The 19,377-nt window shown below is 56.2% G+C and carries 19 protein-coding genes; 7 read left to right on the plus strand and 12 right to left on the minus strand.

Annotated features, from left to right (window positions below; translation table 11 throughout):
• The first annotated feature begins 71 nt into the window (after positions 1 to 71).
• From pnp to E0E17_RS09375, 4 genes are all read left to right on the plus strand, one after another.
• Entirely contained in the window at positions 72 to 2,207 is a 2,136-nt protein-coding gene (pnp, locus tag E0E17_RS09365) for a polyribonucleotide nucleotidyltransferase (RefSeq protein WP_130833702.1), read from the plus strand.
• A 126-nt stretch (positions 2,208 to 2,333) separates the two neighbouring features.
• Positions 2,334 to 3,218, plus strand: a complete 885-nt coding sequence (nlpI, locus tag E0E17_RS09370; RefSeq protein WP_130833704.1) for a lipoprotein NlpI — start codon at positions 2,334 to 2,336, stop codon at positions 3,216 to 3,218.
• A 105-nt stretch (positions 3,219 to 3,323) separates the two neighbouring features.
• Complete coding sequence (gene yrbN / locus E0E17_RS20670; RefSeq protein WP_500812374.1) at positions 3,324 to 3,380, plus strand: protein YrbN; 57 nt, start codon at positions 3,324 to 3,326, stop codon at positions 3,378 to 3,380.
• Between the two features lie 16 nt (positions 3,381 to 3,396).
• Positions 3,397 to 5,262 carry a DEAD/DEAH family ATP-dependent RNA helicase gene (locus E0E17_RS09375; RefSeq protein ID WP_130833706.1) on the plus strand — a complete coding sequence of 622 codons (1,866 nt, stop codon included), beginning with the start codon at positions 3,397 to 3,399 and terminating at the stop codon, positions 5,260 to 5,262.
• Between the two features lie 90 nt (positions 5,263 to 5,352).
• Here the strand turns inward: E0E17_RS09375 and E0E17_RS09380 are convergent, their stop codons facing one another.
• Entirely contained in the window at positions 5,353 to 6,363 is a 1,011-nt protein-coding gene (locus E0E17_RS09380) for a luciferase-like monooxygenase (RefSeq protein ID WP_130833709.1), read from the minus strand.
• An 857-nt stretch (positions 6,364 to 7,220) separates the two neighbouring features.
• Between E0E17_RS09380 and E0E17_RS09385 the strand changes: the two genes are divergently transcribed.
• The gene (locus tag E0E17_RS09385) at positions 7,221 to 7,727 is read left to right on the plus strand and encodes a GNAT family N-acetyltransferase (RefSeq protein WP_130833711.1); all 507 of its coding nucleotides are present in this window, start codon (positions 7,221 to 7,223) and stop codon (positions 7,725 to 7,727) included.
• Here E0E17_RS09385 and E0E17_RS09390 read toward each other — a convergent pair.
• Positions 7,711 to 7,998, minus strand: a complete 288-nt coding sequence (locus E0E17_RS09390) for a GIY-YIG nuclease family protein (protein ID WP_207302050.1) — start codon at positions 7,996 to 7,998, stop codon at positions 7,711 to 7,713. The two genes, E0E17_RS09385 and E0E17_RS09390, sit on opposite strands and share 17 nt — an antisense overlap.
• 96 nt (positions 7,999 to 8,094) lie before the next feature.
• On the opposite strand from E0E17_RS09390, the gene E0E17_RS09395 reads away from it, so the two are divergent.
• Positions 8,095 to 8,520: a YhbP family protein gene (locus E0E17_RS09395; protein WP_130835503.1), complete on the plus strand. Its 426-nt coding sequence runs from the start codon at positions 8,095 to 8,097 to the stop codon at positions 8,518 to 8,520.
• Between the two features lie 46 nt (positions 8,521 to 8,566).
• Here E0E17_RS09395 and E0E17_RS09400 read toward each other — a convergent pair whose 3' ends face one another.
• From E0E17_RS09400 to E0E17_RS09415, 4 genes are all read right to left on the minus strand, one after another.
• A complete protein-coding gene (locus E0E17_RS09400; RefSeq protein WP_130833715.1) occupies positions 8,567 to 9,088 on the minus strand; it encodes a type 1 glutamine amidotransferase domain-containing protein in 522 nt (173 codons plus the stop codon).
• Positions 9,089 to 9,229: 141 nt separating this feature from the next.
• Positions 9,230 to 10,012 carry an ABC transporter ATP-binding protein gene (locus E0E17_RS09405; protein WP_130833717.1) on the minus strand — a complete coding sequence of 261 codons (783 nt, stop codon included), beginning with the start codon at positions 10,010 to 10,012 and terminating at the stop codon, positions 9,230 to 9,232.
• Positions 10,009 to 10,773 (minus strand): ABC transporter permease, encoded by a 765-nt coding sequence (locus E0E17_RS09410; RefSeq protein ID WP_130833719.1) that lies wholly within the window; start codon positions 10,771 to 10,773, stop codon positions 10,009 to 10,011. The genes E0E17_RS09405 and E0E17_RS09410 overlap by 4 nt, the downstream gene beginning before the upstream one ends.
• 11 nt (positions 10,774 to 10,784) lie before the next feature.
• Positions 10,785 to 11,801, minus strand: a complete 1,017-nt coding sequence (locus tag E0E17_RS09415) for an ABC transporter substrate-binding protein (protein WP_130833721.1) — start codon at positions 11,799 to 11,801, stop codon at positions 10,785 to 10,787.
• A 233-nt stretch (positions 11,802 to 12,034) separates the two neighbouring features.
• On the opposite strand from E0E17_RS09415, the gene E0E17_RS09420 reads away from it, so the two are divergent.
• Positions 12,035 to 12,691 carry an NAD(P)H-binding protein gene (locus E0E17_RS09420; protein WP_130835504.1) on the plus strand — a complete coding sequence of 219 codons (657 nt, stop codon included), beginning with the start codon at positions 12,035 to 12,037 and terminating at the stop codon, positions 12,689 to 12,691.
• Here E0E17_RS09420 and nrdG read toward each other — a convergent pair.
• From nrdG to pyrB, 6 genes are all read right to left on the minus strand, one after another.
• On the minus strand, positions 12,616 to 13,152 hold the full coding sequence (gene nrdG / locus E0E17_RS09425; protein WP_130833723.1) for an anaerobic ribonucleoside-triphosphate reductase-activating protein: 537 nt from the start codon (positions 13,150 to 13,152) through the stop codon (positions 12,616 to 12,618). The genes E0E17_RS09420 and nrdG overlap by 76 nt on opposite strands.
• Positions 13,149 to 15,287 carry an anaerobic ribonucleoside-triphosphate reductase gene (gene nrdD, locus E0E17_RS09430; protein WP_130833725.1) on the minus strand — a complete coding sequence of 713 codons (2,139 nt, stop codon included), beginning with the start codon at positions 15,285 to 15,287 and terminating at the stop codon, positions 13,149 to 13,151. Before nrdD ends, nrdG begins: the two co-directional genes overlap by 4 nt.
• Before the next feature lie 130 nt (positions 15,288 to 15,417).
• Entirely contained in the window at positions 15,418 to 17,079 is a 1,662-nt protein-coding gene (treC, locus tag E0E17_RS09435; RefSeq protein ID WP_130833727.1) for an alpha,alpha-phosphotrehalase, read from the minus strand.
• Between the two features lie 278 nt (positions 17,080 to 17,357).
• Complete coding sequence (gene ridA, locus E0E17_RS09440; RefSeq protein WP_130833729.1) at positions 17,358 to 17,744, minus strand: 2-iminobutanoate/2-iminopropanoate deaminase; 387 nt, start codon at positions 17,742 to 17,744, stop codon at positions 17,358 to 17,360.
• Positions 17,745 to 17,819: 75 nt separating this feature from the next.
• Positions 17,820 to 18,284: an aspartate carbamoyltransferase regulatory subunit gene (gene pyrI / locus E0E17_RS09445; protein WP_130833731.1), complete on the minus strand. Its 465-nt coding sequence runs from the start codon at positions 18,282 to 18,284 to the stop codon at positions 17,820 to 17,822.
• A 13-nt stretch (positions 18,285 to 18,297) separates the two neighbouring features.
• Complete coding sequence (gene pyrB / locus E0E17_RS09450) at positions 18,298 to 19,233, minus strand: aspartate carbamoyltransferase (protein WP_130833733.1); 936 nt, start codon at positions 19,231 to 19,233, stop codon at positions 18,298 to 18,300.
• Positions 19,234 to 19,377 lie beyond the last annotated feature (144 nt).

Here is a 19,377-nt window from a genome sequence, read left to right on the forward strand (position 1 = left end):
GAGGATGCAACTGAAGATCGGTAATCCATAGCAGGCGCAAAATGGCCTGCCAGAAGTTAAGGACTTTAATTTTGCTGAACCCGATCGTACGTAAATTCCAATATGGTCAACATACCGTCACGCTGGAAACCGGCATGATGGCACGCCAGGCCACTGCAGCTGTTATGGTCAGCATGGATGACACCGCAGTATTTGTTACCGTTGTTGGCCAGAAAAAAGCGAAAGCTGGTCAGGACTTCTTCCCGCTGACCGTTAACTATCAGGAGCGTACCTACGCTGCTGGCCGTATCCCGGGCAGCTTCTTCCGTCGCGAAGGTCGTCCGAGCGAAGGCGAAACCCTGATTGCGCGTCTGATCGACCGCCCGGTGCGTCCGCTGTTCCCGGAAGGTTTTGTTAACGAAGTGCAGGTTATCGCTACTGTGGTTTCCGTTAACCCGCAGGTTAACCCGGACATCGTCGCGATGATCGGTGCTTCTGCTGCCCTGTCGCTCTCCGGTATTCCGTTTAACGGCCCGATCGGTGCGGCACGCGTTGGTTATATCAACGATCAGTATGTGCTGAACCCGACCGCAGACGAAATCAAAACTTCACGTCTGGATCTGGTGGTAGCGGGTACGCAGAATGCGGTACTGATGGTGGAATCTGAAGCGGATATCCTGACTGAAGATCAGATGTTGGGCGCCGTGGTGTTCGGTCACGAGCAGCAGCAGGTGGTGATTGAAAACATCAATGCGCTGGTTGCTGAAGCGGGCAAACCGCGTTGGGACTGGCAGCCAGAAGCGGCAAACGATGCGCTGATTGCACGCGTATCTGCGCTGGCTGAAGCGCGCATCAGCGACGCTTACCGCATCACAGACAAGCAAGAGCGTTACACCCAGGTTGGCGTCATTAAAGACGAAACCATCGCTGCCCTGCTGGCGGAAGATGAAACCCTGGATGAAGCGGAAATTGGCGACATCGTACACAGCCTGGAAAAGAAAGTGGTACGTACCCGTATCCTGAACGGCGAGCCGCGTATCGATGGTCGTGAAAAAGATATGATCCGTGGTCTGGATGTGCGTACTGGCGTGCTGCCGCGTACTCACGGTTCAGCGCTGTTTACCCGTGGTGAAACGCAGGCGCTGGTTACCGCTACGCTGGGCACCGCGCGTGACGCGCAGAGTCTGGACGAGCTGATGGGCGAACGTACTGACAACTTCCTGTTCCACTACAACTTCCCTCCGTACTCCGTGGGTGAAACCGGTATGGTCGGTTCGCCGAAGCGCCGTGAAATCGGTCATGGTCGTCTGGCGAAACGTGGCGTGCTGGCAGTAATGCCGAGAGGCGACGAATTCCCTTACACCGTACGTGTGGTATCGGAAATCACCGAATCCAACGGTTCCTCGTCAATGGCGTCCGTATGTGGTGCTTCACTGGCGCTGATGGATGCGGGTGTGCCGATCAAAGCTGCCGTTGCCGGTATCGCGATGGGTCTGGTGAAAGAAGACGAGAAGTTTGTAGTACTGTCTGACATCCTGGGCGACGAAGATCACCTCGGCGATATGGATTTCAAAGTGGCGGGTAGTCGTGATGGCGTAACCGCGCTGCAGATGGATATCAAAATCGAAGGTATCACGCGTGAAATCATGCAGGTTGCGCTGAATCAGGCGAAAGGTGCCCGTCTGCACATCCTGGGCGTGATGGAGCAAGCGATCAGTACGCCGCGTGGCGAAATTTCTGAGTTCGCGCCGCGCATCTATACCATTAAAATCAACGCCGATAAGATCAAAGACGTGATCGGTAAAGGCGGCTCGGTTATCCGTGCGCTGACCGAAGAGACCGGCACAACGATCGAAATCGAAGATGATGGCACCGTGAAAATCGCGGCGACTGATGGTCTGAAAGCGAAAGAAGCGATTCGTCGTATCGAAGAGATCACCGCTGAAATCGAAGTGGGACGTATTTACAACGGTAAAGTGACCCGCATCGTTGATTTCGGTGCCTTTGTTGCGATTGGCGGCGGTAAAGAAGGTCTGGTGCATATTTCTCAAATCGCTGACAAGCGTGTAGAGAAAGTCACTGACTATCTGCAGATGGGCCAGGAAGTACCGGTTAAGGTGATGGAAGTTGACCGTCAGGGCCGTGTACGTCTTAGCATCAAAGAAGCAACAGAGCAGAAACCGCAGGCAGAAGAAACTGCTGCAGTGACTGCACCTGACGCCGAGTAAACAGCTGATTGGCCTCTCCCTGCCTGACGGGGAGAGGCGTTTGTGTCATCGCGAGGGCAGGAATCCTTGTGCACAGCAGGCGGATGAGAGGATGTTCATCCCAATGTTTGTATTCGGGAGTGGGAAATGAAGCCTTTTTTGCGCTGGTGTTTTGTTGCAACAGCTTTGACGCTGGCAGGATGCAGCAACTCCAATTGGCGTAAGAACGAAGTTCTGGCAGTACCTTTGCAGCCCACACTGCAGCAGGAAGTGATTCTGGCGCGCATGGAACAAATACTTGCCAGTCACGCCCTGACCGATGATGAACGCGCACAGCTATTATATGAGCGCGGAGTGTTGTATGATAGTCTTGGTCTGAGAGCACTGGCGCGAAATGATTTTTCACAAGCGCTCTCTGTCAGACCCGATATGCCAGAGGTATTTAACTATCTTGGTATATACTTAACGCAGGCGGGCAATTTTGATGCCGCCTATGAAGCGTTTGATTCTGTACTTGAGCTTGATCCAACTTACAACTATGCGCATTTAAACCGTGGTATCGCCCTCTATTACGGCGGTCGATACAAGTTAGCGCAAGATGATCTGCTGGCGTTTTATCAAGACGATCCTAACGATCCTTTCCGTAGCCTGTGGCTCTATATCGCTGAACGCGAGATGGATGCCGATAAGGCAGAAGTGGCGCTGAAACAGCGTTATGACAAGGCGGTGAGAGATCAATGGGGATGGAATATTGTCGAGTTCTACCTGGGCGACATCAGCGAAAAAACGTTGATGGAACGTCTCAAGGCGGAAACAACGGATAACACCTCGCTCGCTGAACATCTCAGTGAAACCAACTTCTATTTAGGTAAGTACTACCTAAGTCTGGGGGAGAAGGACGACGCGAAAGCGTTGTTCAAACTGGCGGTGGCCAACAATGTAAACAACTTTGTTGAACACCGATACGCATTGTTGGAACTGGCGCAACTCGGCCAGGCACAAGACGATTTATCAGAATCCGACCAGCAATAGCTGACGAACTTTTATTGCCCAAAGTACCGGTCAAGTCATCATCTTCCGGGATGAGGGCCTTTCTGTTCGTCGAAACTTCTAATTTGAGCCGGTTCACACTTTTCGATGAAAATGATTGAAGATTTTCATGTCGAGTTATGTAGACTGGCCGCCGCAATCTAAGAGGCACGTGTACTACATGACTGATATCCAAACCACTTTTTCTGATCTGGGCCTTAACGAATCCATTCTGTCTGCACTGAACGACATGGGCTATGAGAAGCCATCGCCGATTCAGGCTGCCTGTATTCCACATCTGCTGGAAGGGCGTGACGTTCTGGGTATGGCACAGACTGGTAGTGGCAAAACAGCGGCATTTGCTTTGCCCCTGTTAAACAACATCGACCCGTCACTGAAAGCACCGCAGATTCTGGTGCTGGCACCGACCCGCGAACTGGCGGTTCAGGTGGCGGAAGCCTGTAACGATTTCTCTAAACATATGCGCGGCGTGAACGTGCTGGCCCTGTATGGCGGTCAGCGTTATGACGTCCAGCTGCGCGCGCTGCGTCAGGGCCCGCAAATTGTGGTGGGCACTCCGGGTCGTCTGCTCGACCACCTGAAACGCGGTACACTCGACCTCTCCAACCTGCGTGGCCTGGTGCTCGACGAAGCGGATGAAATGCTGCGTATGGGCTTTATTGAAGATGTCGAAACCATCATGGCGCAGATCCCGGAAGGTCATCAGACTGCTCTGTTCTCTGCCACCATGCCGGAAGCGATCCGTCGCATTACCCGTCGCTTTATGAAAGAGCCGCAGGAAGTGCGCATCCAGTCCAGCGTGACCACACGTCCGGACATCAGCCAGTCATACTGGACCGTGTATGGTCGTAAGTCTGACGCGCTGGTACGCTTCATTGAAGCGGAAGATTTTGATGCGGCGATTATCTTCGTTCGTACCAAAAACGCGACGCTGGAAGTGGCTGAAGTGCTGGAACGTAACGGCTATAACAGTGCAGCGCTGAACGGTGATATGAACCAGGCACTGCGTGAGCAGACGCTGGAACGCCTGAAAGATGGTCGTCTTGATATCCTGATCGCGACCGACGTAGCGGCGCGTGGTCTGGACGTTGAGCGTATCAGCCTGGTGGTGAACTACGATATCCCGATGGATTCTGAATCATACGTTCACCGTATCGGTCGTACCGGTCGTGCGGGCCGTGCTGGTCGTGCGCTGCTGTTCGTTGAGAACCGTGAGCGTCGTCTGCTGCGCAACATCGAACGCACCATGAAACTGACCATTCCGGAAGTAGAACTGCCGAATGCAGAACTGCTGGGCAAACGCCGTCTGGAAAAATTCGCCGCGAAAGTGCAGCAGCAGCTGGAAAGCAGCGATCTGGATCAGTATCGTGCGCTGCTGGCGCAACTTGCTCCGCAGGAAGAGCTGGATATGGAAACGCTGGCCGCAGCACTGCTGAAAATGGCCCAGGGTGAACGTCCGCTGATTCTGCCGCCGGATGCACCGCGTCCGCAGCGTCGTGAGTTCCGCGAGCGTGATGAGCGTCGTCCGGGCCGTGACAGCCGTGATGGTGACCGCCCGCGTCGTGAACGTCGTGACGTTGGCGAAATGGAGCTGTACCGTATCGAAGTGGGCCGTGATGATGGCGTAGAAGTGCGTCACATTGTGGGTGCTATCGCTAACGAAGGCGATATCAGCAGCCGTTACATCGGTAACATCAAGCTGTTTGATTCGCACTCCACTATCGAACTGCCGAAAGGTATGCCGGGTGACATCCTGCAACACTTTACCCGCACGCGTATTCTCAACAAACCGATGAATATGCAGCTGTTGGGCGATGCGCAGCCGCGTGAGCGTAGCGAACGTCGTGGCGGTGGCCGTGACTTCGGCGGCGAGCGTCGTGGCGGTGGTCGTGAGGGTAATCGTGAAGGCGGACGCCGTTTCTCAGAGCGTCGTGAAGGCGGTCGTGGCGGTTTCAGCCGTGATGGCAACCGCGGCCCGCGTCGTGACGATGCAGGCGCAGCAGCACCACGTCGTCGCGATATCTGATGGCTGAACCGGGATGCGCAGCGTCCCGAACAACGCAGATAAAAAAGGAGACCTCCGGGTCTCCTTTTTTTATGCCTGTGAGTGACAGCCTCAGAGGCTGCGTGCCGCTTCCATCGCCAGGGCAAAGGAGTGCAGACGTGCATCACGATCATAAATCTGACCGTTAACCATGATTTCATCTGCCTGCGTTTCACGCATAATGCTCGCCAGACCATGGCGCACCTTATCTTTGTCTCCGACCACTGACATGCTCAGCGCCTGCTGGACGCCGTACTGCTCTGAAGGCGACCAGAGATTATCCATATTTTCCACTGGTGCAGGCAGCGGGCCAGGTTTGCCGCGACGCAAGTTAATAAACTGCTGCTGCATAGACGTGAACAGGAAACGGGCGTCGCGTTCGCTGTCAGCCGCCACTACGTTAATGCAAACCATGGCATAAGGCTTGTCGAGGCGCGCCGAGGGCTGGAACTGCTCTCGATAAAGATGCAGCGCCTGGAACAGCAGGTCGGGCGCAAAGTGGGAGGCAAAGGCGAACGGCAGGCCCATTTTGGCTGCCAGCTGGGCGCTGTAGAGGCTCGAGCCCAGCAACCAGACGGGGATCTTTAATCCCAGTCCCGGCACCGGCTGAACCGGCGGATGTTCCCCTTCCGCAGCATCAAACCAGTTAATCAACTCGGCGACATCTTCCGGGAAGCTGTCCGCCTGGGCACTGGAGAGATGACGGCGTAGCGCCATCATGGTGCGCTGATCGGAACCGGGCGCACGGCCAAGGCCAAGGTCAATACGGCCTGGATAGAGGGATTCCAGCGTACCAAACTGCTCGGCAATTACCAGCGGTGCATGGTTCGGCAGCATAATGCCGCCGGAGCCAAGACGCAGGGTTTGCGTGTTCGCTGCCAGGTAGCTAATCAGCACCGAAGTCGCCGCGCTGGCAATGCCGGTCATGTTGTGATGCTCAGCCAGCCAGTAGCGGTGAAAGCCCAGGGTTTCAGCCTGACGCGCCAATGCCAGCGAGTTATGAAACGCATCGCGCGGCGAAGAACCTTGTGGGACCGGGGACAAATCCAGTACGGAGAGGCGAACATTGTTGTTTTCAGACATGGGCACTCCAGTAAATAAATGGCACAGGTGAACACTTTCCTCCTGCACTATCAGTATTACGCATCATTCCGCATATTAAAACTGCTAAAGGCGGAGGGAATATAGCCTGATTGTGCCTTCCGGCGGCATACTGCCCCGGCTCTGCCTGAGATGGCTGGCATGCAGGCGGAACCAGCCAGCCTTTATGTGCCCTGGTGACAGGCGTAACAGGAACGCCGGGCCTGGAGGTGCGCGTCAAAAGCCTGCTGCTGCGCGCTGTTTCCCTGGTCACAAAAGCGCGTTTATTGATTTCATCAAAGGTGCTGACGCGCGGATGTGGCAATATAAGTGAAAATTTTTGCCGGGGTAGCCGTGAGTGTCAGACCCCTGACGGGCGACCTGGCGGTTAAAAGACGGTAGAATTCTGGGGTTATCTTTACACCTCGCGTCTGGTATTAAAAAGAAAGATGGCCTGCAACAACTCTTAATCTGGCAATTTTGCCCTGTTTTAGCTGCAGGTGAGTTAGACTTTCTGCAAGGGTGTCGCCTCGGTATCAGGGGGTTCCCTGGCGTAACCGGAAGCAACGCGCCAGAGCGTGGGTCTCTGAAGGCATTACGGAACAGGCTGGTCAGTTTCTGCCTGCCGGGCATGACCGGCACAGTGCCTGTCTGCACCACAAACGGAAGCAACAGGCTGTTTTTTCATCGTCAACAAGCAACACAAGGCGATACGGGACTGGAGGTGAAAAACCGATGAACGTCATTTATACCGACGCCAGGCTAATACTGTCAGGCACGGACGTGCAGCCACTGGCTGCAGCGGGCAGGACGGGAACGAAACAGGACGCGACGACTGTACAGGCGCGCGCAGGTGTCTCATGTTGATTCGTACGGAAATTGGCGTAGATGCAGCCAGCATCAATAGCCTGTTACACCGATGCTTTGCAACCGCAGCTGAAGCGGAACTGATACATCAGCTGCGAGAAGATGGTCTGTTAACGCTGGGAATGGTAGCCACTGACGATGAAGGCCAGGTATTAGGCTATGCCGCGTTCAGTCCGGTCAGCGTGCAGGGTGAAGATCGCGGCTGGGTTGCCCTGGCGCCACTGGCAGTGGATGAGAGCGTACGCGGACAGGGGATCGGCAAGCAGCTGGTCTATGAAGGTCTCGATGCGCTGAATGAGTTTGGTTACAGTGCGGTGGTGGTGCTGGGCGATCCTGCCTGTTATCAGCCTTTGGGGTTTGAACCGGCGGCGCGCTATGGTTTACGCTGTCGCTGGCCGGATGCCGAAGCCGCGTTTCAAATCTATAAACTGGCCGATGGTGCAGTTAACGATGTGGAAGGTGAGGTGGTCTATTCCGCGCCTTTCAGTCGCTTTGTCTGAGCCATTCCGCTACGCAAGGGGGCTGTTTCTCAACCAGAAGCAGCTTCTGCTGACGACTGAGTTGTTTGACCTGGTACTCCAGACGTGACGCGTTGGCGCGATCGCCCGCCTCACAATGAAACACCAGGGTCAGCGGCCCTTTTCCCCGTAATGCGCGTGCGCCGGTACCGCTCTGGTGTTGCGCGACGCGTCGTGGTACATCGGTAGTGATGCCGGTGTACAGTACGCCGCTGGCGGTGCGCACAATATAGAGCTGCCAGCTCTGACTCATAACCAACCCCTTAATCTTTTTGCCGGGAGTGTAGCGTGGATCAGGCGCGACGGCTATCTGGCAGCCCGGTTGATATTGCCTGCATGGAGTAACATGGTGTCCGATCTGCCCCATCTGATTCGTTATCTGAAAAAACAGCATGTGCTGTCACTGAGCTGTCACAGCGCGCAGGAGATCTGGAGCGCGAACTGTTTTTACCTGCTTGATGCCCCCCGCATGGCCTTCTGGCTGATGACGGAGCCGGAAACGCGTCACGGCAGTCTGATGCAGGCTAACCCGCAGGTGGCGGGCACCATCAATGGCCAGCCCAAAACGGTGTTGCTGATTAAAGGCGTGCAATACCGTGGCCGCATTCAGCGTCTCAGCGGGGAAGCTGAACAGCAGGCGCGTAGCGCTTACCAGAAACGCTTCCCGGTGGCGCGTAAGCTTGCTGCGCCTGTCTGGGAAATCGTGCTGGATGAGCTAAAAATGACCGATAATGCGCTCGGCTTTGGCAAGAAAATCGTCTGGCGACGGGAATAGCGGGTGGCGGAATAGCTCCCTCTCCCGGAGGAGAGGGAATAAGATCTTAAGATGCATTCAGAATGCGCAGTGATTCCTGATTAAAGGCGGGCAGATCGTCCGGAGTACGGCTGGTGACCAGAATATCGTCATCCACCACCACTTCCTTATCGTAAAAATCCGCACCGGCATTGCGCAGATCGATAGCGATCGCTTTCACACAGGTCATCTTGCGGCCCCGCACGCCATTGGCACTGATCAGCAACTGCGGCCCGTGACAAATGGCAAAAATCGGCTTGCCGCTGGCAACAAACTCTTTGGTAAAGTTGACGAAACGGTCGTCGCCACGCAGCGAATCGGGTGAGTGTCCACCTGGCAGCAACAAGGCATCAAATTCCGCCGGGCTCACCTGATCAATAGACTTATCGATTTTCACCTCGGCTTTGCCCTGTTTGCCCCTGATGGTTTTTCCTGCCTCCATCTCAATAGTGACAATTTCATGTCCTGCTTTGCTGTAGGCCTCAGCGGGTGAAGTAAATTCTGAGTCTTCAAATCCATCGGTGATCAACACCGCTACTTTCTTGCTCATTTTCTCCTCCTTTAAACGTGAAGCGCTTTACCGAACTCTCCTGAAGCGTCTGTTAAGCCTGGCCGCCTGTGCTGAAAATGCAAGTCAGGCGGCAACAGAGAGTTCCGCGCCAGCAGTTGTCAAGGCGGCGATACGCTGCGCTTAGCTGGCGGCCATTTCCCGTTTAAATACCTCCAGCGTATGCGCTTTCACGCGAATGAATTCCGGATGACTCATGACTTCAGCGGTACGCGGGCGCGGCAAATCGAAGGGCACGATTTCCGCCACCTGGGTTGGCCGTCGGGTCAGTAACAGGATCTCATCGGCGAGGAACACGGCATCTTCCAGGTCGTGCGAGACAATCAGCATGGTGACGCCGGTGGCCAGCTGCACCTGCTGCAGTTTATCGCGGATAAACAGCGTCATCTCAAAATCGAGCGCGGAGAAAGGCTCGTCCAGAAACATTACCTCCGGTTCGGTCGCGAGCGCACGCATAATGCACACCGTCTGCTGCTGTCCCCCTGAGAGTTCATAGGGATAACGCTGCAGATCGAAGCGAATATCAAACATGTCGGCCAGTTCCGCGACACGTTTTTTCACCGCCTCTGCCGCCATGCCGTGTCGTTTCAGCGGATAGGCGATATTTTGCCAGGCGCTGAGCCAGGGGAAAAGCGCATCACGATAGTTCTGAAACACATAACCGATATTGGTTTGCGCCAGCGTTTTGCCCTCAAATAAAACCTCGCCGCTATCGATCGGGATCAGCCCGGCCACCATATTCATCAGGGTGGATTTGCCGCAGCCGTTAGGACCAAAGATGGAGACAATTTTACCTTTAGGCAGATCCAGATTGAGATTCTGATAAAGCGGCTGTCCGGCAAAGGTTTTATCCAGACCACGTATCGTGACGTGTGTATTGGGTTTGGGATAAACAGGATTTTTCATGCTTTACCACTCCAGTGAACACAGCGTTTTTCGATCAGCAGGAAGGCCAGATTCAGTAAATAACCAAACGCGCCGGTGATGAGAATCGAGGCGTACATATCGGTAATGTTAAACAGCTGCTGGGCATCAATGATGCGATGGCCAAGCCCGGTTTCCGAGCCGATAAACATCTCCGCGACAATCACGATGACCAGCGCCATCGATACCCCGGTGCGCAGGCCAACAAAGGTCTGCGGCAGGCTCTCCATCAACATTACGTCCTTGAAGATGTGCCAGCGCGAGACGCCCATCACCTGCGCAGCCATGATGCGCGTTTTCTTCGCATTCATGACGCCGTAGGCGCTGTTAAACAGGATCACCAGCACGGCGGCAAAAGCGGCAATCGCAATTTTGTTGGTATCGGTAATGCCGAATATCAGCAAAAAGAGCGGGATCAGCGCCGAAGAGGGCGTAGAACGGAAGAAATCCACAAGGAACTCTACGCTGCGGTATAAACTTTCGCTGCTGCCCAGCATCACGCCCAGCGGCACGCCAATCAGGGCGGCAAACAGAAAGGCCATCAGCGTGCGATAGAGAGTGGCGCTGATATCCTGATTCATGCTGCCATCCACCAGCGCGCCAGACAGGTAGCTCAGCGTCGCGCCGGGCGAGGGGAGCAGAACCGGATTAAGCCAGTGGGCGCTGACAGCGGTTTGCCAGAGCAGAAACAGAAGTAGTGGGCCGACAATGGGCAGTAAGCGTTGGCTGAAGCGTCCGGTCATGATTGCTCTCCTCAGGCTTTATAGATTAAAGATGCGACATCAAGCGGCTTGCTGAAAATTTTGCGCTCGGTGAAGACGTCATAGAACTTCTGGAACCACTGCAGATTGTCGCCGTTGAGCTGGTCGTACATGACAAAACCTGGCAGCGGCACCTCTTTTACCAGCGCTGCGTCGATGCCGGTATAACTGGCGACAAACTGGCGCGCCTCTTCCGGCTGTTGCTGGATAAATGTCACCGCCGCGCCATAGGCGTCCGCCAGTGTTTGCGCCCGTGCTTTGTTGGCATTAATGAATGGGGTGGTTAACGCCGCCGCGCCGCCGAACCAGGGGGCGCTGGCATCGCCCAGCACATATCTGGCAATCACGCCGGTTTCCAGCACTTTGCCCATGCCTTTCATGCGCGCTACGGTGCCGACAGGCTCCAGGGTGTAAACGCCGTCAATTTGCCCGGCAGCCAGCGACGGCGCATGCTGTCCGACCGGCAGTTCAATGACTTTGGTATTGCTGAAGCCGTTTTTCTCCAGAATGATTTTCGCCATGGTGACGTTCTGAATGCCGGGGCCGCAGGCGATGCGTTTTCCCTTTAAATCCGCGATGCTTTTCGCGCTGCTGTTCGTTGGGACCAGAAACTCATCCAGCACCATGTTTTCATTGGATGGATTTGAACAGATGATTTTAAACAGATCCGGGCTGGTGATGGCGCCGAGGCCCAGCGCGCCGGTTGCCGTGCCGTTGGCACAACCGTGAATGCGCCCGGTGATCATCGCCTCCACCACTTGTTGCGGGCTGGCAAATTTCACCGCACGGACATTCAACCCCGCCTGTTTAAACAGCCCTTTTTCTATTCCGACATAGAGCGGCAGACCTCCGACAATCGGCCAGTAGCCGATCAGGATTTCTTCATCTGCCGCGCGCGCGCCCGGACTGGTCAGCAGTCCGCCCAGCGCGATGCCGCCCAGCGCCAGTGCAGAATATTTCATCAACTGGCGACGCTGTGTATTGATCTTATCGTTGTTATGGTTAGCCATTTCATTCTCCCCCGATTCAGCTCACTGGTATGCGATCATGTATACAAGTTGCTAACTACTATGCAGAAGTTGTGCCAGGTATTCAGAGAGCTGGCGCCAGTGCTGGCGGTCCGACAGCGAATTTGTGAGCACAGTCATGGTGCAGCACTGCACCGTTGCGTTTCAGTACGCAAAACAGAGCTATCTTTTAAATCAGAGTGCCTGTACGGCGACCATGCTGAGGGAGAATTATGATGAACCGCGTATTACTGACGGGTGCGACCGGCCTGGTCGGCGCTCACCTGCTGCGTCTGTTGATTGATGATGCGCGCGTGGATGAAATTATCGCGCCAACACGCCGCCCACTGCCGGCAATACGCAAGGTTATCAATCCGATAGAGGAGGATCTTACTGATGTGCTGCGCCCGATGGATCAGGCTCTGGATATGGTTTTCTGTTGCCTCGGCACCACACGCAAGCAGGCGGGCAGCAGGGAGGCTTTCCTGCACGTTGATTATACGCTGGTGGTCGACAGCGCCCTGACCGGTCTGCGCCTGGGGGCGAAACATCTGCTGGTGGTCAGCGCCCATGGCGCTAACCGGCACTCCCCCTTTTTCTATTCCCGTGTGAAGGGCGAAATGGAAAACGCCCTGCGTCATCAGGGCTGGCCACGTCTGACGCTGATACGCCCCTCGCTGCTGCTGGGCGAGCGCCGTCAGAAACGCAGCGGCGAGAGCCTGATGACGCCGCTGTTCAGCATGCTGCCCGGCAACTGGCGTGCCGTACCGGCACAAGCAGTGGCAAAAGCGATGATGACAGCGGCGTTTTCAGCCGGTCAGGAAGCGGTGACGATTATTGAGTCCGCCGATATTCCCCGGCTGGCACAGCAGGCGTCGCGCGAACGCAGATAATGAATCACCTGATTACGGCTGCCGCGCCACGGCAGAGCAGGATCTTTCTGTTCGGCAATAAAACGGCCATCAATCAGCACATCCAGCTCTGCGACGATCCGGCGCTGCGACAGCGTTAACTCCGCCAGGGTATAACCGGTCCACAGCCAGATATCTTTACCGGGGCATTCCCTGCGTACCCGCTGCACCAGGCGCAAAATGGCAGGAACATTACAGGGATGAAGCGGATCGCCGCCGCTCAGCGACAATCCCTGGCGCGGAATGCGGCGATCCTGCAGGTCCGCAATCAGCCGCGCCTCCAGCGCCGGCGTAAAGGGCTGGCCAGAATCCACACGCCAGGTGCGCTGGTTGTAGCAGCCGGGACACTGATGCGCGCAGCCCGACACAAACAGTGTGCAGCGCGTGCCCGGCCCGTTCACCATGTCGACATCATAGTAGCGATGATAATAGAGCGGATTCATTGTGCCGCTCCCGCGCTGAGGTGTTTGACGCGTCGTTTCACCTCCTCCTGCTTGCCAGCATTAAACGGGCGGGCCTCCGGGCTGCCGAGATAGCCGCAGACGCGGCGCGTTACCGAAATGCGCGCCGGGTCGTGATTGCCGCAGGCAGGGCAGACAAAACCCTTGCTGGTGCAGGTAAACTCACCGCTGTAGCCGCAGTCGTAACAGGCGTCGACGGGAAGATTGGTGCCGTAATAGGGCACGTGGTCATAGCTGTAATCCCAGACATCCTCCAGCGCCTGCAGGTTGTGCTGCATATCAGGAAATTCGCCGTAACAGATGAAGCCGCCGCTGGCCAGCGCCGGGTAGGGGGCTTCAAAATCGATCTTGTCGTAAGGATTGACCTTTTTTGCTACGTCGAGATGGAAGCTGTTGGTGTAATAGCCTTTGTCCGTCACGCCCGGAATCAGGCCAAACTGTGCGGCATCAAGACGGCAAAAGCGGTCGCACAGGTTTTCGCTCGGCGTACTGTAGAGGCTGAAGCCGTAGCCGGTTTCCGCTTTCCAGCTGTCCACCGCGCGTCGCAGATGCGCCACAATCGCTACGCCTTTTTTCCGCAGTTGCGCATCATCAAAGGGATGGTGTTCACCGCCGCTCAGGGCATTGAGGGTTTCATGCAGGCCAATATAGCCCAGTGACAGCGACGCGCGCCCGTTGCGAAAAAGTGGTCCAATCGCCTCATCCGCCGCCAGGCGCACTCCACAGGCTCCCTCCATATAGAGAATCGGCGCCACATGCGCTTTGGTATGCTCCAGGCGGGCAATACGGGTCATCAGAGCTTGTTTTGCCAGCGCCAGGCGGGCATCAAGCAGACGCCAGAAGCGCGGCTCATCCCCCCGGGCTTCAAGGGCGATACGCGGCAGGTTCAGGCTGATCACGCCAAGATTGTTGCGGCCTTCGTGGATAAGTTCGCCGTTTTCTTCATAAGGCGCGAGGAAGCTGCGACAGCCCATCGGGGCTTTGAACGAACCGGTAACCTCTACCACCCGATCATAATTGAGGATGTCGGGATACATGCGCTTGCTGGCACACTTTAACGCCAGCTGCTTAATGTCGTAGTTCACATCTCCCGGTCGCCGGTTAACCCCGTCGCGTATGGCAAACACCAGCTTGGGAAACAACGCGGTTTTATGATGTTTGCCCAGCCCGACAAGGCGATTACGCAGAATGGACTGCTGGATTAAACGGGCGGCCCAGTCGGTGCCGAGGCCGAAACCGAAGGTGACAAAGGGGGTCTGGCCGTTGGCGGTATGCAGCGTGTTGATTTCATACTCCAGCGCCTGGAAAGCATCAAAACACTCTTTTTCCGTGCGTGCGTGGGCATAAGCGTCCACATCGGGGATCTGCCACTGCTGCGCCACGACGCGGTGTTTCGCCAGGCTGAGTTTAACAAAGGGCGCCAGCACCTCATCAATGCGATTGATCGTGGTGCCGCCGTAAATATGACTGGCAACCTGCGCGATGATCTGGGCGGTGACTGCCGTTGCGGTAGCAATGGAACGGGGCGGTTCGATTTCCGCATTGCCGATATTGAAGCCCTGGTTCAGCATCCCGTGCAGATCGATCAGCATGCAGTTAAACATCGGAAAAAAGGGCGCGTAGTCGAGGTCGTGATAGTGGATCTCACCGCGTTCATGCGCCGCGACCACGTCAGGCGGCAACAGGTGCTGTTGCGCATAGTGTCTGGCGACGATGCCCGCCAGCAGATCGCGCTGTGTCGGGATCACCTTGCCATCTTTATTGGCATTTTCATTTAACAGCCTGGCGTCGCTCTGCAGCAGCAGGCCACGGATGGCCCGATGCAGCTGGCTGCGCTCATCACGGCACCGATCGCGTTGCTGGCGGCAGGCGATCCAGGCCGCGGTCAGCGCGGGATAAGGCCCCTGCAGCAGGGTGTTTTCCACCGCCTGCTGAATCTGCTCAATATCCACCTCATCAACCGCCGCCAGCTGTTCGCTCACGCGGCGCGCGACTTCTGCCCCCCAGCGGCGATCTGCAATCTGTACCGCCTGCGCCGCGGCTTCTACCGTAGTCTGAATACGCTGTGCATCAAAACTGACGCGGCGGCCATCGCGTTTCACTACCTGCTTCGCCATGCCCTTTCTCCTTAAAGTCAATATATTGTGCCTTTAAGGATTGTAATCACCACATATAGCGTTTGTGCGCAAATTAATCAGCGGCGGTTTGACCTGGCGCAAGGAAGCGCGCTTGCTGTCGGAAAGATGTTCAGCGCAGGGTTTGCAGCCACCAGATCGCTTCCCACGGCCGCAGCATCATCTCCCCGGGCTGAGGATGCGCGTCCGGGTAATTGCTTAACAGCACGTCCCAGCTGCCGCTAAAAGGATCCGGGTGCCAGGTCTGCGCCTCGCCGCTGAAGTTGGCGATAACGACCAGATTCTGCTGCGCATAGTGACGCCGATAGCACCAGAGATGGGGATGCTCCGGCAGCAGATCCTGATAATCGCCAAAGGTCAGAATGGGCAGGCTTTTGCGCAGCTGGATCAGCTTCTGATAGGTATAAAACACCGAGTCGGGGTCAGCCAGCGCCGCCTCGGCATTAATGCTTTCATAATTCGGGCACATGCCGATCCACGGCGTTCCCTCGGTAAAGCCCGCGTTGGGTGAGGCGTCCCATTGCATCGGCGTACGTCCATTATCACGCGATTTGCTGGCGAGAATCGCTAACAGGTTATCGCTGTCACGCCCCTGCGCACGCAGTTCGGCGAACATGCTGTGGCTCTCAACATCACGGTAATCGATAATGCGCGTGAAGTGCGGGTTGGTCATACCCAGCTCTTCGCCCTGAAAAATATAGGGCGTGCCCTGCATGCCGTGCAGCGTCATGGCCAGCATTTTCGCGGATATGACCCGATATTCGCCTTCGTCGCCCCAGCGCGATACCACGCGCGGCTGATCGTGATTACACCAGAACAGGGCATTCCAGCCGCGATTATGCATGCCCTGTTGCCAGCGCGTGAAAATCGCCTTTTGCGCCACCAGATCGAGCGGCGTCAGCGTCCATTTCTGTCCCTGCCAGAAATCGACTTCCACATGATCAAAGCTGAATACCATCGACAGCTCTTCACCGCTCCAGTCGCTGTATTGCTGACAATGTTCCAGTGTGGCCGATGACATTTCACCTACCGTCATCAGCTCGCGTGGACGGAAGACATCGCGGCTCATCTCGCGCATAAACTCATGAATGCGCGGCCCGTCGGTGTAGAAACGCAAGCCGTCGCCATGAGGATCATCGGCAAAGTCCTGATGCTTGGATACCAGATTGATCACATCAAGACGCAGACCGTCGATACCGCGGTCGGCCCAAAAGTTGACGATCTGTTTCAGCTCGGCGCGTACGTGATCATTTTCCCAGTTGAGTTCGGCCTGCTCCGGTGCCCAGAGGTGCATATAGTACTGACCGCTTTCCGGGTGCCAGCGCCAGGCGGAGCCGCCAAATTTCGACTTCCAGTTATTCGGGGGGGTGCCCGGCGAGCCGTCACGCCAGATATAGTAGTCACGATAGGGGCTCTCCCGGTTCAGCGCCTCGTAGAACCAGTGATGCTGCGTTGAGGTGTGGTTAAACACCATATCCAGGATTACCCGCAGCCCGTGCCGGTGCGCCTGTTCGACCAGATTATCGAAGTCGTTAAGCGTGCCAAAGAGCGGATCGATAGCGGTATAGTTCGCGACGTCGTAACCATTATCCACCTGTGGCGAAATATAAAAGGGGGTAAGCCAGATGGCGTCTACGCCCAGGGTTTTCAGGTAGGGCAGGCGGTGGATCACCCCGGCCAGATCGCCGGTGCCGTTTCCGGTCGTGTCCTGAAAGCTCTTGGGATAAATTTGATAGATAACGCCGTTTTGCCACCAGGGAAGCGTGTTCATCATGCTCAGTCCTGCCTGCGTAGAAAGGGCCGCTGTCGGGCCAATAAGTTTCGCGTACTGCTTATTTTCATATCTCTAAGGTTAGCCATGAAAGGCAGACTGCCAACCAGGGCACGCAAATTTCAGAGTGAAGCAGGAGAAAAACTGCGGGCGGTCAGCAGGAAGAAGCGCAATATCAGGACGATAACGCATCACGGCAACAGGCGGAAAATATCAGCGCGCGGGAGAGAGGAGTGGTCTCGCTCCCTCCCGCTGACAGGAGAGAGCGGAAAAGGCAGCGGTTAGCGACGCAGCGCGATCGCTTCAATCTCGATTTTGACATCTTTCGGCAGACGCGCGACTTCCACGCAGGAGCGCGCCGGGAAGCTGGCGTTATGCTCGCTGAAAAAGGCTTCATAGGCGGCGTTTACCGTGGAGAAGTCATTCAAATCCTTTACAAAGACCGTGGTTTTCACAATATCGCCCACCTGCAAGCCAGCAGCTTCCACAATCGCTCTGACGTTCTCCAGCGACTGCCGCGTCTGGGCAGTGATATCATCGGCAACGCTGCCGGTGGTGGGATCAACCGGAATCTGACCGGAGGTGATGATCATGCTGCCCAGATCCACGCCCTGTACATAGGGACCAATGGCGGCAGGAGCCTTTTCGGTACTGATTTCGCGCGACATAGCTTCTCCTTGATTAACCCGAATGGGCGGCGCCTTCACCGCCCGCGGACCCCATTATAGGGAGGTCAAAAGGGATTACCAGTGACCCAGCACCACATGACGGGCGAACGCTTTCTCGCAATATTTACACTGGAGGTGCACTTCATCGCCGCGCGCCTTCACGGCAAAGCTGGAGCTCACCGGCTCCGTGCGGCTGATGCAGTTGCTGTTCGGGCAGGTAAGCACCCGTTCGATGCGCTCCGGTAGCGTCGGCGACAGCTTCGCCACTACTTCATATTCATCGATACGATTCACCGTGGCGTGCGGCGCATACACCGCCAGCTGATTGATTTGATCCTCCGTCAGGAAGGTATTCTCAATTTTAATCAGATCTTTACGCCCCAGTTCGCGCGAGGGCAGATTCAGGCCGATGGTGATGCGCTGCTCGGTCTCCGTCAGGCGAAACAGCGACAGGATGCGGAAACCTACCTGCGCCGGAATATGGTCGATGACCGTGCCGCATTTAATCGCTTCAACCTGCAGTTTGTTATCGTGAGTCATGCGGTGTTCCTCCTTACAGAGCCAGTTCGCTATTCAGTACCAGGGCCAGCAGGGCCTGGCGTGCATAAATACCATTGCCCGCCTGCTGGAAATACCAGGCGTGCGGCGTTTTATCCACGTCGGTGGTGATTTCATCCACGCGCGGCAGCGGATGTAGCACCTTCATGTTGTCGCGCGCGCCCGCTAAATCGGCGGCACGCAGGATAAACTGCGCTTTGACGTTGGCATATTCGGAGGGGTCGAGCCGCTCTTTCTGCACGCGCGTCATATAGAGAATATCCAGCTGCGGCATCACCTCTTCTATGCTGTCGTGACGGCTCCAGGGAATATTCTGCTCATCCAGCATATCGGTCAGGTAGGCTGGCATCGCCAGCGCATCGGGAGCGATAAAGAAGAAGCGGTTGCCCGCGAATTTCGCCAGCGCCTGGGTGAGCGAATGGACGGTACGGCCATACTTGAGGTCGCCGACCATCGCCACGTTCAGCTGGTTAAGACGGCTCTGGGTTTCCCGGATGGTGAAGAGATCGAGCAGTGTTTGCGTCGGGTGCTGATTGGCGCCGTCGCCGGCATTGAGAACGGGCACGCCGCCAGAAAACTCGGTGGCAAGGCGCGCGGCCCCCTCCTGCGGATGGCGCATCACAATGGCATCTACATAGGTGCCAATCACTGAAATGGTATCGGCAAGGGTCTCACCTTTTTTGCCGAGCGAGGTGTTGCTGCCGTCGGCAAAGCCGACCACCGAAGCGCCCAGACGATGCATGGCGGTTTCAAACGAGAGGCGCGTGCGCGTGGAGGCTTCAAAAAAGCAGCTGGCAATCACGTTATGGCGCAGCAGCTCCGGCTGGGGCTGCGCTTTAAGTTGCGCGGCCGTATGCAGCACCAGCTCCAGCTCTTCACGGCTGAGATCGTTAATGGAAATAATGTGCTTGCGATATAGCGGGTTAGCCATGTCTCTCTCCTCTACGCGTGCCGGATTGCGGGCAAAAAAAAGCCCCTGCGTGAGGGGCTTGCTGACGATCAATGCGGTGACGAAAAGCAACAGGCGCGCCGCCTGCGTTCAGGCGAGATGTGGCGTGATGATGTACGCTGCGCT

This window comes from [Erwinia] mediterraneensis (assembly GCF_900604315.1).
GTDB classification, from domain to species: Bacteria; Pseudomonadota; Gammaproteobacteria; order Enterobacterales; family Enterobacteriaceae; genus Pantoea; species Pantoea mediterraneensis_A.

What these genes read in the sequence shown, in the direction of transcription:
- E0E17_RS09420 (WP_130835504.1), top strand. Translation starts at nt 12,035, where the DNA reads ATGAACCGCGTATTACTGACGGGTGCGACCGGCCTGGTCGGCGCTCAC.
- pyrI (WP_130833731.1), bottom strand. Translation starts at nt 18,284, where the DNA reads ATGACTCACGATAACAAACTGCAGGTTGAAGCGATTAAATGCGGCACG.
- E0E17_RS09410 (WP_130833719.1), bottom strand. Translation starts at nt 10,773, where the DNA reads ATGACCGGACGCTTCAGCCAACGCTTACTGCCCATTGTCGGCCCACTA.
- nrdD (WP_130833725.1), bottom strand. Translation starts at nt 15,287, where the DNA reads ATGGCGAAGCAGGTAGTGAAACGCGATGGCCGCCGCGTCAGTTTTGAT.
- E0E17_RS09385 (WP_130833711.1), top strand. Translation starts at nt 7,221, where the DNA reads ATGTTGATTCGTACGGAAATTGGCGTAGATGCAGCCAGCATCAATAGC.
- E0E17_RS09400 (WP_130833715.1), bottom strand. Translation starts at nt 9,088, where the DNA reads ATGAGCAAGAAAGTAGCGGTGTTGATCACCGATGGATTTGAAGACTCA.
- treC (WP_130833727.1), bottom strand. Translation starts at nt 17,079, where the DNA reads ATGATGAACACGCTTCCCTGGTGGCAAAACGGCGTTATCTATCAAATT.
- E0E17_RS09405 (WP_130833717.1), bottom strand. Translation starts at nt 10,012, where the DNA reads ATGAAAAATCCTGTTTATCCCAAACCCAATACACACGTCACGATACGT.
- ridA (WP_130833729.1), bottom strand. Translation starts at nt 17,744, where the DNA reads ATGTCGCGCGAAATCAGTACCGAAAAGGCTCCTGCCGCCATTGGTCCC.
- E0E17_RS09390 (WP_207302050.1), bottom strand. Translation starts at nt 7,998, where the DNA reads ATGAGTCAGAGCTGGCAGCTCTATATTGTGCGCACCGCCAGCGGCGTA.
- pyrB (WP_130833733.1), bottom strand. Translation starts at nt 19,233, where the DNA reads ATGGCTAACCCGCTATATCGCAAGCACATTATTTCCATTAACGATCTC.
- nrdG (WP_130833723.1), bottom strand. Translation starts at nt 13,152, where the DNA reads ATGAATCCGCTCTATTATCATCGCTACTATGATGTCGACATGGTGAAC.
- E0E17_RS09415 (WP_130833721.1), bottom strand. Translation starts at nt 11,801, where the DNA reads ATGGCTAACCATAACAACGATAAGATCAATACACAGCGTCGCCAGTTG.
- E0E17_RS09380 (WP_130833709.1), bottom strand. Translation starts at nt 6,363, where the DNA reads ATGTCTGAAAACAACAATGTTCGCCTCTCCGTACTGGATTTGTCCCCG.
- nlpI (WP_130833704.1), top strand. Translation starts at nt 2,334, where the DNA reads ATGAAGCCTTTTTTGCGCTGGTGTTTTGTTGCAACAGCTTTGACGCTG.
- E0E17_RS09375 (WP_130833706.1), top strand. Translation starts at nt 3,397, where the DNA reads ATGACTGATATCCAAACCACTTTTTCTGATCTGGGCCTTAACGAATCC.